The following is a 12,440-nucleotide window of genomic DNA, read 5'->3' as shown; positions in this document are numbered from 1 at the left end:
GCGTCAGGCCGCCTTCTTCTGCTCGATCTGCGAGGCGGGAGAGGCGCCGCTTCCAATCTGGATCCGGCGCGGCTTCATGGCTTCCGGCACCTCGCGGACGAGATCGATGATCAGCAGTCCGTCGCGGAAGGAGGCTTCCTTCACCTGAACGTAGTCGGCGAGGTTGAACACGCGCCGGAAAGGACGCGCGGCGATGCCCCGGTACAGGTATTCGCCGGCCGCTTCTTCGGGCTTCCTGCCCTCGATCGTGAGCGCATTCTGCTCGGCTGTCACGGCGATGTCATCGGCTTCGAAGCCGGCGACGGCGACCGAGATCCGGTAGTGATCCTCGCTGGTGCGTTCGATGTTGTACGGGGGATAGTGGTCTTCGCTCGCCTGGCGGAGCGTGCTGTCGACGAGGTCGGCCAGGTGGTCGAAGCCGATGGTGGAGCGCCACAGGGGCGCGAAGTCAAAGGTGGTCCTCATAACCAAGTCCTCCAAAGAGCAAGATGGATACAAGGAGCGCAAGGCTGGAGTCAGAGCGGGTCTGGCACCCGGCCCGGCGCCCGCGCCGGACCCGTGAAGGCGCCCGGCACACCGCTCTCGCGGCGAAAAATGACTTAGAAAAACGAGAAGTCGTTTCAAGGGGCGGATCGAAAAAAATCCATGCGGCGCTCGGTCGCGGTGCAGAGCTGTCGACCATTGCGGCACCGCAAACGCCGTTGGGTGATCCGACCAAGGATTTGGGCGTTCTACCGCCGCCGGAATCTTGACTCCGGTATCGCCCCGAATATTTTTGTGTCGGGAAATTCGCTTCCCGCTTTTCAACATCAAGAAGGACCGTGACGACCGTCAGGAGAGACGACGATGCTCGACGAAGACTTTGCCCGCATTCGTGCGCACCGCAACAACATCCACCGCTATCGACGGCTGCTCCAGACGAAGCTGTCGGAGCTGGAACGTCAGTTCATCGAACGACGCCTCGCCGAAGAGCAGACTGCGCTCGATGCTTTGGCCCTCGACACTTTCCCCGTCGCATTCGCGCTTCCGAAAGGCCAGTCAGATTCCGCAAGGATAGGGGCCGAGGGATGAGCGACGTCCGCGAGCTCCTTATCCGCGGCAGCGAAAAGGTCATCGGACACTATCGCCTGCTGCTGGCGAGCGTCAAAACCGAGAGCGAGCGCCAGCTCTATCGGAGCCGGATCGAACGTGAGCAGCGGCTGCTGGCCGAGTTACAGGGTGGATTCCCCGATCGGTCCGCCGCGTATGATGTGGCGCAGGAAAGGGGGGCTGCGTGACGTCTCAAAGGTCCTCGCGCAGCCCCTTGAAGAACGGGTGCCGCACCTTCCCCTCGGCCGACTTTGCCCGATACTCGACCTCGGCGAGCAGCTTCGGCTCGACCCAGATGCCTTTGTGGGCGATCCGCTTCGAATACGGCTGGGTCTTCCGGATCAGCGGCTTCAACCGCTTCTGCAGGTCGGAGGCGGAGACCTTGTCGAAGCCGTGGTCGACTTTGCCTGCGTAGACAAGGTGCTCTCCCTTTCGCCGCCCGAGATAGATGCCGTCCCATTTCCCCTCGTCGAGCGCGAAGCCCGCGATGGTCAGCGTTTCCCGCTGCGCGCAGGTCTTTTTGACCCAGTTGTTGCCACGGCCGCTGGCATACACGCTGTCGCGAACTTTCGAGATGACGCCCTCCAGGCCGATCTTGCAGGCGTGCGCGAACATCTCGTGACCCTCGATCTCGAAGCTTTCGCTGAACTGGATCCCCGTGCCTGAGACGATCTTCTTGAGCTCGGTCTTGCGCTGGAAGAGCGGCAGTTTCCGCAAGTCGCGACCATTCAGATACAGGAGATCGAAAGCGACCAGGACGATGTTGGTGGACCTTCCTTTCAGCTCGTTCTGCAAGACCGAGAAGTCAGTGGTGCCGTCGGCGGCTGGGACCACGACCTCGCCGTCGACGATCGCCGATGCGGCTTTGATGTGCCAGGCATCGGCGGCGACCTTCTTGAAGCGATGGGTCCAGTCGTGACCGCGCCGGGTGAGGACTTTGACGGCCTCGTTCGCCAGATGTACCTGGACGCGATAGCCGTCGAATTTGATTTCGTGAATCCACCGCGCTCCGGACGGCACCTTCTCGATCGATGATGCCAAGGCCGGTTCTACGAATCCGGGGAATGGCGCCTTGACGCCGATATCGGCCGGCTTCCTACGCGCAAACGCCACGAACGAACTCCACGCAACAAACGTGATTCAAGGTGGCACATGCGGAATCGTTCCGGAACCAGTGAATCCTTGTGACGTTGCTTCGGCATCGTTCAATGAAGGAGCCGACCATGGCAAAGGCAGCGAAGAAGAGCGCGCGAGGACGCAAGCAGGACCGGGCCCGCGTCGCCGGCGGGCAGAAGTACGAAGTCGGTTACGAAGCCAAGAAGACCGGCCGCTCGGCCTCCGCCGTCAAGAAGGCGGTCAAGAAGGTCGGCAACGCCCGCAAGCGGGTCGAGAAGCATCTCGGGCGGTAAGCCAGCAAGGCCGCCTCAGATCCGGTTGGAAAACCGTGTGAACGCGGTCAGCCTCTGCACGCTAGGCTCGACGTCCTGCATGTAGATCTGGGTCCGCAGGAACGCGATCTCATCGTCGAGACCGGTCTCATCGACGTCTATGAACCAGGACTTGGGTCGCCCGTCGCTGCCGTCATTCCAGCGGTAGCCCCTGCGCTTCAAGGAATCCTTGAGCTCGAATGCGGTCTGCTCCGCCCAGACCCGCATAGTCGGCCTGCGAGCGGTCTCCAGCAGCAGCGCCAGTGCCGACGAGCCCATCGTCGGCAATTCGAAAGCGAGTACCTCCAATAGGGCGTGGCAGTCGTCGATGGCGCGGTGCGCATGGTGGAAATAGCCCGCGCCGTTCAACAGATAGCCGAGTTGGGCGCCCGCGAAACCATGTTTGCGCCAGTCGATCTCGCTCATGCTGCAACCCCAAGCTTTGTGCTCGAACACGGGCCAGTAGCGCTCCGCGAACTTCCGGTCGAAACTACTGTTATGCGCGATCGTGATGACTGCCCCGTCGACAAAGGCATTCACAGATGCCTTGTCGATCCGGTGACCGGCCACCATCTCGTCGGTGATGCCGGTGAGTGCCGTCACTTCCGCGGAAATCGGCGCACTCGGCTCGTTGAAGGCGGAGAACGTTTCGCCGACGCCGAGGATGCGACCATCGGCCGAGTATTCGAATTTGACCATCCCGAGCTCGATGATCTCGTCTCTGGCGTGATCGAGGCCGGTCGTCTCGGTGTCCAGCAGGATGCCGGTCCTGCAATCCCGCCCGATGATTGGCTGGGATGCGGCCCGCGGCACCAGGCGCCGCAGCACCCGGTAGTCGGCCGACCGGCTCAAGGCCTCGGCCATGGCTGCCAGATCGTTCGGGTCGTGAAGCATCGATTCTCAGGGATTTCGGCTCTCCAAGGACCGGTGTGCCATAAGAAAGGTCCACAAGGTACCGGAAAAACAAGCGATTCACGACGTTTTCGGCCCATGCCGATCCGATCGAGGCCGGATCCGCTCCGTCGACGTCGCTTCATCCGGATTCATATGGTGCGGTCGCCAATCGCGGCCGCGAGCTCCCGATACAATTTGCGCAAGCACCCCTAAGGCTTTCTCCCGGAGAAGGTTCTCGCGCAACGTTGCGGATAATCTGATGCGGCGCAGCAAACGCTAGGGGGTCTGGTCGAAATACCTGGGTGATCCCCTTGCTGGTGCCGCGAAATGGTGTATTTCCAGCGCCCCACAAACTGGAGATTTCCCAATGACCACCTCCGCTGAGATTCGGGCCTTCCTCGAAGAACCGGCCTGCCTTGCAACAATTATGGCCGCAGTCAGGATCGAGCGCTCTCCATTGCACGCCCTCGACACCCTGATCACCGACCGGTTCGGTGAGCTGTCGCATGGCATGCGCCGACTGTTTGGCAAAGAGGTTCGCGTGGTGGTCGAGGAGATCGGCGGCCATCACGAGCGGACGGGAGCGCGAGCAGTAAAGCCGCAAATTAAGGCCCCATCGACCTATGCCGCCTGAGCGGGATAGTAGGACGTTGCTGGGCTTCTACTCCTCGGCCGGGCACTCAGGGCAGGTGTCCCCGATGGAGTCCAGTATGTCGCGCAGCTCCGCAATTGCACCTTCGGAGGAGATGCCCGCTGGTGGATCGCGCCGTGCGACCTCGAAGGCTCGCTCGCGAGCATGCGGATCGGCCCGGTCCTTCGCCCAGCCGTGCTCCTCGCATTCGTGGATGGCGCCTGCCTCCTGCAGCACGTCGATTGCCCACCCGCGCAGCGTGCGGATCGCCGGTCGCCGTTCCTTCGTCATCAGCATCGAGATCCCTCCTGCCGGGACGAATCCCTCTGTCCTTCCCCTCGTTCCGGGCGGTTAGCACGGGTCAGGGATTCGCAAACAGCAGGTCTCGGGCTTGTCCACGTGTTCCGCAGCTCAGAACCCCGCGGGGATTATCGGCTCGTCGGGATCATGTGGACCGGGAACGTGGCCGGAGGGAACGACCTGAGATGCGCCGAGGACGTGCTTTTCCTGGTCGTCGAAGAAAATATGCGCCCCCAGGGCCTTCAGTATTGGACCCTTAGGTCGTACGCCCACGAAATGCGCTTCGTCGGCTGGCGTTCCCCAATCACGGAGCGTGTGTACCACGCGGGCATGGGCAGGCGCGTTGCGCGCCGTGACAATGGCAACTCGCACTCTGCTGACGCCCCGGTCGTTCATGAAGATTTGCCGGAGGATCGAGAGCTTTCTCAGGAATTTGCCGAATGGACCGCCGGACATCGGCGTTCTCGCGTTCTCTCGTTCATGCTTCAGGAAAGCCTGCAGGCCGTGAAGCTTGAAGACTTCATCGGATTTCCGCGCTGAACACAACGGCGTCCCCATCAAAGGCGATACGAACTTCGTCGCCCGGATCCTCTGGGCGAGCGTCGGGGGCCGTGCCGAGTTTCGCTGCGGCGGCCCCGGCAGCCGAAAGGTGCATCCGAATACATCCAGGCCTCGAGCCGCGTCGGTCGCGGCAAGGGCACGCCGGGACTGGTCGTCACCAACTACAATCCGTTCAAGCCGCGGGACCGATCGCACTTCGAGAGCTTTCGCTCGTTTCATGAGAACGCATACAAGTTCGTCGAGGCGACGAGCGTTACGCCCTTCTCGATTCCCGTCTGCGAGCGGGCGATCCATGCGCTTGCCGTGTCCCTGGCGCGTTTCCGTTACCCCGAACTGCGCGAGAACCCCACGCGAGGCGTCGCCGCCAGGCGCGCGGACATCGTCCGCACGATCGTCGAGAGGATCAAGGTCGTGGCGCCCGACGAACTTGTCCGTGCCACGGCGATCCTCGATCGCTTCCTGAACGACTGGGAACGCAGGAAGCCTCAATCCTACGGAGGCATCGGTGGCCAGCAGGACGATCCGTTGCTTTGGCCCGCAGGAAAGCCGATCCGACCCGATATCGCGTATCTCGGTCCACGTCTGAAGCAGACTCCCTCTTCCATGCGAAACGTCGATGCGGAATGCGTTGCCGTTCCGATTCAAGCCTACGGACCGGAGGAGACGCCGTGAAGCCAGCCTGGAAATCGAAGAAGGGCGCGTTCGGCGCCAAGAAGACGCCGCCGCCGGCGCGACCGGTTCGCCGCGCCCAGCTGATAGCGCCTTTCGGCATCGGATCGATGAACGATTTCCGCAACGACGAGGCCCTGATGTGTGCAGGCCTCGACGAATGGTTTCCGACCCTGCCGGAGCAGGCTCTCCGGATCCAGGAGGAGCGGCTTCCTGCCTGCGTTCGCGCGGGGTCCGGCGATCGGATCGACACAAGACGACCAGCCCCTTGCGCGCAGCGCCGGCAAGCGACCGCAGATCGTCGTCGTCCAGATCCACGGCACTCGCGACCAGTACGTCCGGAGCGCGATTCCCGGCTCTCGTCGCCGCATCGAAGCCGGAAGATCTCAACGTTTCCGCAATCCGAACCGACGTCCTTCCAGTTTTCGAGCAGGCACCGATTCTTCCGCGTGACACCCTCGATAAGGTCGAGCTTTCGATGAAGCGGCTCGCGGATGGCGATCGTGCCGAGGTCGTGTCGGCGTGTTCGGCGTTGGCGGAAGAATACAGAAAATGGATCGCGGAGCAGGAAAAGAAGATCGCGGCGGACGGTTTGCTTACGCCGGAGCTTAAGGAGACGGCCGAGCGTCATATGGAAATATGCCGCGAATGCCTCGCGAGGATCGAGTCCGGCACGACGATCCTCGCGAAAGACGACATGGCGCTCGATGCGTTCCGCCTTATGAACAGGGCGATGCGCGAGCAGCGCGATCATTACGAACTTTCGGTGAGGGGGCGACAGTGGGAAGAAGGCTCCTCAGGGTTGCCCTCGGCGAAGCCTGACTACGTGCAGCCAGTTTACTCGGACACCAAGTGGCGTCCTTTCCAGCTTGCGTTCATCCTGATGAATATCCGCGGGTTCGCCGAGCCTGGGCACGCCGACCGCAAGGTCGTCGACGTCATCTGGTTTCCAACCGGAGCCGAGATGATCCGCTACTTCGAGCGCCTTCCGCCGGTCCTCGTCGCCATCGAGTCCTGCGGCAGTTCGCATCACTGGGCGCGCCTGCTGCAGTCGTTTGGTCATGAAGTGAAGCTGATCCCGCCCCAATATGTGAAGGCTTTCGTAAAGCGCGGCAAGAACGACGCGGCTGATGCCGAGGCGCTGTGCGAGGCGGTCACCCGGCCGAGTATGCGGTTTGTACCGGTGAAGTCAAAAGAACGGCAAGCGGCCTGCATGTTGATGACCGTGCGGGAACGCCTGGTCAGCGTGAAGTCCCAGCTTTCTAATGCCTTCAGGAGTTATGCGGCTGAGTTTGGCATCGTTGGCCCCGCCGGTCGGCAGAACGTCACGGCTCTTATCAAGCGGGTGCTCGAGGATGACAACTTACCGGAAATGGCGCGGGATCTCTTCCGCCTTCAAGCGGAGGAGTATGCCGCGGTCGAAGCCCGCCTGGCAAAGATCGAAGCCAAGCTGATGAAGTGGCATCGTGAGGATGATGTCAGCAGGCGGATCGCGACGATTCCCGGCGTCGGTCCGATTGGGTCGTCCATGCTAAGCATGAAGGCGCCCCCGCCGGAGACGTTCAGATCAGGCCGCGACTTCGCGGCTTGGCTCGGACTGACACCCAAGGATCACTCAACTGGCGGCCGGCAACGATATGGCGGTATCACAAAGGCCGGAGATTCAATGCTCCGATCGACGTTGATTGTCGGCGCGACCGCGCTGCTGAGGCACATTCGAAAGGGCCGTCATAAGCCGACACCCTGGCTCACTTCGCTGCTGGAGCGAAAGCCGCCGAAGTTGGTCGCGGTGGCCTTAGCCAACAAGTTCGCCCGTATCGCCTGGCGCTTGATGATATCGGGTGGCGTGTACAACCGGCCGGTAGCCGCCATGCCCATCTGATCTGAACTCGGTGTACCGGTCGAGATTGCTCGCCGGATAACCCACGAACTTGCAGGACGCAGTAGATGGAAGGACCGATCGGTCGATACGCGCGAGCTTCCGTAGATTACACTGGCATCACGAATGTCGCCTATGTGCTTGGAGCGTGCGTAGCGAACACCATCTTGGCCAGCGGGCTTTGTCCGCGCAAACAGGCCGGACATCTGATAGCAAGCGATCTGGCCAGAAGTCTGCTATAATCCTGACAAGCGGGGGGCCGTCCACATCTGCAATCTCTACTCGATCACCACCAACCAAGCCGCCATTAGCGCACTGTTCCGTGTCGTCAACCGGTACATCGGCAATCTCGCCCCGATGCCAGGCGTGTTTCCGGATTATCAGGCGCCGATCGTGCGCAGCGGCCCTGCGGGCCGGGAGCTCGCGACCGCCCGCTGGGGCATGCCCTCGTCGCAGAAGGCGCTCATGGACGCGACGAAGAAGCGGGCCGAGAAGCTAGAGGCCAAGGGCAAGACCGTCGATTTCAAGGAATTGCTTCGGATGGAGCCGGATTCCGGAACTACCAACATCCGCAACGTGAAGAGCAAACACTGGACCCAGTGGCTGGGTCCGGAACACCGCTGCATAGTGCCGTTCAACAGCTTCAGCGAATTCAACAAGGCCGAGGGCGGCGACATCTGGTTCGCGCTTGACGAGAGCCGCCCGCTCCTCTGCTTCGCGGGCATGTGGACCAACTGGACATCTGTCAGGAAGGTCAAAGAAGGCGAGACCACAAACGATCTCTACGCGTTCCTGACGACGGAGCCCAACGCCGAAGTCGGCGCCATTCATCCGAAGGCGATGCCGGTGATCCTGACGACGCCCGACGAGGTAGAAACCTGGATGACCGCGCCCGCCGAGGGAGCTCTGAAGCTGCAGCGCCCCCTTCCGGATGGCACGCTCCGGATCGTCGCCCGAGGTGCAAAGGAAGATAAGGTCGGCTAGACGAGGCCTTATGACCGACATACGCGAGAACCTCAGATCACAACCGCTGCGGATTGGCATTTCGACCCGCGCCCTCTTCAATCTCGAAGAGGAGCACGCCGTTTTCGAGAACGAAGGGGTAATGGCTTACTCGGCGTTGCAGCTCGAGCGAGAGGACGCCCTCATCGCGAAAGGGCCAGGCTTTGAAGTCGTGGAGAGACTTCTGCGACTGAACGAGCCAGATCAAAAGCCATACGTAGAGGTGTTCCTTCTCTCGCGGAATTCACCCGACCTCTCCCTTCGGGCGTTCAATTCGATCGACCGATACGGGCTCGGGATAAAGGCCGGCAGCTTCACCAGCGGGCGGTCGCTCGGCCCTTTCATCTCCGCTTGGGAATTGGATCTCTTTCTCTCCAACGAGATCACTGACGTGAGGGCGGCAATAGATGGCCTGCGCGGCAAGGCCAACTTCATGCACGGACAGTATGGTGGAGTCGGCCAAAACCTGACCACCGTCGCTCTGGCCTCGGGAAAGAAGTTGACCGTGAACGCCGCTGCGGCAGAGTCCTTCAAGGGCTTCGTCGATGAGCTTGAAGCGTCTGGCTACAAGATCAGATCGATCGGTGGCTTCGATATGCGGGGCAAGCGCAAGGGCGGAGGTTGGTCGCAGCACGCCTATGGTAATGCGATCGACATCAACCCCGGTAAGAACGCTCAGGACGGCACAGGCCGAACGGACATGCCAGCGAACGTTCGCGACATGGCGGCCAAGTACGGCCTGTCGTGGGGGGGCGACTGGTCCAGGGCGTACAACGATCCGATGCACTTCGAGTGGAACGGAACGCAGCCTTGGAAGAATGTCCCGACGCCGACTGAAGCGGTCAAGAACGTTCCCGCCGCTCCGCGTTCCGGTGTCCCGATGAGGGGCGACTTTGGCGGCGGTAGCCGCGGCAGCGTCGCGATCCACATCAACGGCAACAGCCACGATCCGGAAGCACTCGCAACGCTGGTCCAGCGCCGCGTCGACGAGTCGATGAACTGGCGCACCCACGATAGCGAGTCCGAATACACTTGACATCGACGAGAGCCGGCCCTCTAGGCCGGCTCTCGTTCAGCGTAGTGAAATATTTCCACGTTTCGCTTGAATGCAAACGACTGCGGCTTGATATGCAAACACTGTTCAGTCACAGAACTAACTCGCGGATATTCGAGTCCAGGAAACTCAGCCATGAGCCAACAAAGTGACGACGGAAAGTTGGGTGGCGTCCACACGTTCGACGAAGTTTGCAATAAGCTTAGGCTCAGCAGGCAGTCACTTTCCGATTTGATCCGGGGTACGAACTTCTACTCACGCAAGGGCCGCGTCTATCGCTTCTCCGACGCCGATATCGCGGCGATCTGGGCAAGCATGCGACCCGCCTCTGCAATTGAAGTTCGACTTCCCAGGTCGGTAGGTTCTCGCAAGGTGGCAAGATCTTCAAACCAACTCAAACTTCTGACTGGGAAACCACGAAAAAGGCCCGGACCGGAGGTCGCAACAGCTTCGCACCTTGCGAACTTGTTGACGGGAAGGCCTCGCAGGAAACCCGAATAGCGCACGACTGTGGATGCCGAGAAGAGCCGGCAGTTCGGCTGCCCATGAACAGCTCTCCAAATGCCAAGCTAAGAATAAGTTCCAGGACTGCTGTAAAGGTGAGGAATGTCTACGACTGACCGAAGCTCTAGGACCCCGTTCAAAGTCGATATCGACAACATCACACCGACAACGCCTCTCAGGCTTGAGACTGCTGCGAGGATTGCATTTCCGGATGGATCGATGACGTTGCGCGGCCTGCGTCGTGAGGCTGCTCGTGGCCGACTTGCTATCGAGGTCATTGCGGGTAAACACTACACGACATTATCCGATATTGAGGACATGAGACGCCTGTGTCGCGTGCAGACGAAAGCAGCTGGCGCCAAAAGTTCGCAACGTGCGGGTTTGTCATCGTCTGAAATCATAAGGAAGATTGCCGGCACCTCGCCGGCGGAAGAGACAAGGTCTCTTCTGCAGGCTCGACTCAGCCAAAGGCTACTGAAGAAGCGCAAGCAGTCCTGACGGCGCGCTGGCTACTTCGTAACTTGGTACATCCGACCAGCGGCGGAAACGTCTTCGTCCCGGGTAGGCCGGTACTGCCAAGATCACCTCCTGTATCATCGCATTGGCTTCAGACGGAGCGAACGAGCACGCGCCCCCGCTTGGGCCGACACAAAATGAAGCAATGGAACGATGGAAGACCTGCGGGACGCCAAATCACACGAACGATACACGCCTTTTTGACTTCATGCAGTTCTCGCAATCCGCGGAATAGCGTTGATGACGCGGGCCATGGCGATTACCGACACGTCACCGTAGTCCTCGCCCGATGTTCGGGCCGCGTGGCCTTGAATGGCGTCAACGACTCTCGGATCGAACCCAAGGTTGCGGCTAACGGACTTAAGACGGTGCCTCCATGCGTGGTTAGGCTGAACCCGTTCGTCGGTTACCACTGTCCGCACGAACTCAACAACACGTTTGTAACTGCCTTTCGCGAACAGGGGGCCATCTCCCGAGCCGGCGACGAAACGCAGTAATCCAAGCTGAATCAGGTGCGGATGGATCGGAACCAGCCTGTAAGTCCCCGTCTTGATGCTGCCAGCGAGTGGATTGAGGTCAAAGACATGGTGGCCCGACTCGTCGCGAATATCTTCCTTGCGAAGCTGTAGCGCTTCCGCAATCCGACAGCCGGTGTAGCAGGCGATCAGAGGTGCCCACCGCTTAGCGGCGGCAGTTCTCGCGTCTTCTTTCGGCTTTTGTACATATGCGAGGCAGGCGGCGAAGATCGCGCTGGCCTCCTGGTCCGTGAAGCCTTTCGACCGGGTCCGGATTTTCTTTTCAGCTTTGACCTTGATCGCATCGGCCGGGTTGTTCGTCAGCTTCCGATTGTCCACAGCCCAGCTAAAGACAGATTTGATCCCCGGCAAATCACCGTCCTTCAGAGTCTTGGCTGTTACGACCTTCAGACGGGCATCCTTGAACGCGAGCATGTCCTGTTCCGTCACACGGCTTGCATCGTCATGGCCAAGATGCTTAACCAGTCGATCGAAGGCGCCCTTGTAAGTGTCGTAGGTGTTCTCACTACGACCGGTCGCCTTGGCCTCAGCCCACCACAGGTCGAGTAAGCCGGTGAGGGTCTGCCGTGGCTTGATCGCCGCCACGCTTTCCACCGGCGGGAAACGTAGCGCCTTCGGATCGGGACTATAGTCACCCTCCGCGTTGCGCCGTAGCTGCCAGCCGGCGTCGAGGCTGGCTGTTCCAACGAGGCGCACGAAGCGCCGCCGATCGTTCGAGTTCAGGTGAATGCGCTGGCGGATCAGCACCCAATCCGCGAGCAGGCCGAACCGATCTTCTAGTGCGTCATGCTGATGGGCTGGGAAGGCGTTGACAGCCTCAGTCAGATCACCGGTCCCAAACAACTCGATCGCGGTGTTCGCCTCGTCCGGCATCAGCGCCGCTGCGGGTGGATTCCTAATGCGACCTTCGAGCGCCGCGCGGCTGAGAGCCTTGTGATACATCCACGCATCAGGCTCACCGGGATTGTCGCGGTGAATCTCCTGGTAGAGCCGGTACGTTTCTCCGCTCAGCGCAACCATATCTTTGTGACTGAGGCTGATGGGAGCTGCTTCAGTGAGATCGAAGAGCCGGCGAAGATGGTCCAAGGCGTTTGCCTGCCGTGCCTCGGCAATGGTTCTGTCGTCTGTCCCGAGGCTAAACGCGACGTCGCTTCCGATCGTCACCGTCCGGACGAATGGATAGTCGTCGGGCGTGCTGATGCTGAGCAACACGCGCTTGCCGCGTAGTCGATCGACGATCTTGGTGGGAACACGAATTCGGAATTGAGGAACGGTCGAGCCGGCACGCTGGGACATTGAGAACTTCAGAGAAACCATTGGTCTGTGTGGCACTTTCGTGTGGCACTCAGGACCGAAATTTCAAGAAAATCAATGTTCC

General features: G+C 60.7%; 14 protein-coding genes and 1 pseudogene. 9 read left to right on the top strand and 6 right to left on the bottom strand.

The features are described from left to right. Positions 1–3: 3 nt before the first annotated feature. Positions 4–465 (bottom strand): Hsp20 family protein, encoded by a 462-nt coding sequence (locus ACVJ19_RS03875; protein WP_271579174.1) that lies wholly within the window; start codon positions 463–465, stop codon positions 4–6. 381 nt (positions 466–846) lie between these two features. Here ACVJ19_RS03875 and ACVJ19_RS03870 point away from each other — a divergent pair, with 381 nt between their 5' ends. Both ACVJ19_RS03870 and ACVJ19_RS03865 read left to right on the top strand, forming a co-directional pair. Next, positions 847–1,071, top strand: a complete 225-nt coding sequence (locus ACVJ19_RS03870) for a hypothetical protein (RefSeq protein WP_271579173.1) — start codon at positions 847–849, stop codon at positions 1,069–1,071. Further along, a complete protein-coding gene (locus ACVJ19_RS03865; RefSeq protein WP_271579172.1) occupies positions 1,068–1,277 on the top strand; it encodes a hypothetical protein in 210 nt (69 codons plus the stop codon). The genes ACVJ19_RS03870 and ACVJ19_RS03865 overlap by 4 nt, the downstream gene beginning before the upstream one ends. 4 nt (positions 1,278–1,281) lie before the next feature. Here ACVJ19_RS03865 and ligD read toward each other — a convergent pair whose 3' ends face one another. Next, complete coding sequence (gene ligD, locus ACVJ19_RS03860) at positions 1,282–2,202, bottom strand: non-homologous end-joining DNA ligase (protein WP_453948099.1); 921 nt, start codon at positions 2,200–2,202, stop codon at positions 1,282–1,284. Between the two features lie 110 nt (positions 2,203–2,312). Here ligD and ACVJ19_RS03855 point away from each other — a divergent pair, with 110 nt between their 5' ends. Then, positions 2,313–2,498, top strand: a complete 186-nt coding sequence (locus ACVJ19_RS03855) for a DUF3606 domain-containing protein (RefSeq protein WP_271579170.1) — start codon at positions 2,313–2,315, stop codon at positions 2,496–2,498. 15 nt (positions 2,499–2,513) lie between these two features. Here ACVJ19_RS03855 and ACVJ19_RS03850 read toward each other — a convergent pair whose 3' ends face one another. Beyond that, positions 2,514–3,410, bottom strand: a complete 897-nt coding sequence (locus tag ACVJ19_RS03850; protein WP_453948098.1) for a 3'-5' exonuclease — start codon at positions 3,408–3,410, stop codon at positions 2,514–2,516. A gap of 367 nt (positions 3,411–3,777) precedes the next feature. Here ACVJ19_RS03850 and ACVJ19_RS03845 point away from each other — a divergent pair, with 367 nt between their 5' ends. Continuing rightward, entirely contained in the window at positions 3,778–4,044 is a 267-nt protein-coding gene (locus ACVJ19_RS03845; RefSeq protein ID WP_271579168.1) for a hypothetical protein, read from the top strand. A gap of 27 nt (positions 4,045–4,071) precedes the next feature. On the opposite strand, the gene ACVJ19_RS03840 is transcribed toward ACVJ19_RS03845, so the two are convergent. Together ACVJ19_RS03840 and ACVJ19_RS03835 are read right to left on the bottom strand one after the other, a co-directional pair. Then, positions 4,072–4,338 carry a hypothetical protein gene (locus tag ACVJ19_RS03840; protein WP_271579167.1) on the bottom strand — a complete coding sequence of 89 codons (267 nt, stop codon included), beginning with the start codon at positions 4,336–4,338 and terminating at the stop codon, positions 4,072–4,074. Positions 4,339–4,452: 114 nt separating this feature from the next. Beyond that, positions 4,453–4,899 (bottom strand): 5'-nucleotidase, encoded by a 447-nt coding sequence (locus ACVJ19_RS03835; protein ID WP_456739519.1) that lies wholly within the window; start codon positions 4,897–4,899, stop codon positions 4,453–4,455. 306 nt (positions 4,900–5,205) lie between these two features. Here ACVJ19_RS03835 and ACVJ19_RS03830 point away from each other — a divergent pair, with 306 nt between their 5' ends. The 5 genes and pseudogenes from ACVJ19_RS03830 to ACVJ19_RS03810 all read left to right on the top strand — a co-directional run bounded on the left by ACVJ19_RS03830 (position 5,206) and on the right by ACVJ19_RS03810 (position 10,508). Continuing rightward, on the top strand, positions 5,206–5,574 hold the full coding sequence (locus ACVJ19_RS03830) for a hypothetical protein (RefSeq protein WP_453948096.1): 369 nt from the start codon (positions 5,206–5,208) through the stop codon (positions 5,572–5,574). Positions 5,575–6,532: 958 nt separating this feature from the next. Continuing rightward, positions 6,533–7,453, top strand: a pseudogene (locus ACVJ19_RS03825) (IS110 family RNA-guided transposase); the annotation flags it as partial. Between the two features lie 264 nt (positions 7,454–7,717). Beyond that, complete coding sequence (locus ACVJ19_RS03820; RefSeq protein WP_453955067.1) at positions 7,718–8,434, top strand: SOS response-associated peptidase; 717 nt, start codon at positions 7,718–7,720, stop codon at positions 8,432–8,434. Between the two features lie 10 nt (positions 8,435–8,444). Next, entirely contained in the window at positions 8,445–9,488 is a 1,044-nt protein-coding gene (locus ACVJ19_RS03815; protein ID WP_453948095.1) for a 5'-nucleotidase, read from the top strand. A gap of 741 nt (positions 9,489–10,229) precedes the next feature. Next, positions 10,230–10,508 carry an excisionase gene (locus ACVJ19_RS03810; RefSeq protein ID WP_453948094.1) on the top strand — a complete coding sequence of 93 codons (279 nt, stop codon included), beginning with the start codon at positions 10,230–10,232 and terminating at the stop codon, positions 10,506–10,508. A 224-nt stretch (positions 10,509–10,732) separates the two neighbouring features. Here ACVJ19_RS03810 and ACVJ19_RS03805 read toward each other — a convergent pair whose 3' ends face one another. Further along, positions 10,733–12,358 (bottom strand): hypothetical protein, encoded by a 1,626-nt coding sequence (locus ACVJ19_RS03805; protein WP_453948093.1) that lies wholly within the window; start codon positions 12,356–12,358, stop codon positions 10,733–10,735. Positions 12,359–12,440: the final 82 nt, after the last annotated feature.

It is taken from the genome of Bradyrhizobium sp. USDA 376 (genome assembly GCF_054063675.1).
The sequence above is the reverse complement of the archived record's forward strand: the minus strand, read 5'-3'. Positions and strand labels throughout refer to the sequence as shown.